The sequence below is a fragment of the Paenibacillus sp. F024 genome (assembly GCF_057814255.1).
This window is the reverse complement of the sequence record NZ_JBVASZ010000183.1, coordinates 1-261: the sequence shown is the minus strand read 5'-3', so window position 1 is coordinate 261 and position 261 is coordinate 1. Positions and strand designations below refer to the sequence as shown.

The following is a 261-nucleotide window of genomic DNA, read 5'->3' as shown; positions in this document are numbered from 1 at the left end:
CGTGTTCAGTTTTGAAAGGTGCAATGCCTTTCAAGCTGTTTGTTCCTTGAAAACTGGATATCGAAACAAAGCAATAAATGCTGAATCATCCTTAGATCTTTTGATCTTGATTACGTGGAGTTATATGGTTTTTAAAATATATAACGAAGCATTGGTTAAGCTAATAAGAGCACACGGAGGATGCCTAGGCACCAGGAGCCGATGAAGGACGTGGCGAACGACGAAATGCCTCGGGGAGCCGTAAGCAGGCTTTGATCCGGG

1 rRNA gene is annotated in these 261 nt (G+C 43.7%); it reads left to right on the top strand.

Going from position 1 to position 261, the window contains the following annotated elements:
• Positions 1–153: 153 nt before the first annotated feature.
• A 23S ribosomal RNA gene (locus ACZYR9_RS27890) occupies positions 154–261 on the top strand; the annotation flags it as partial.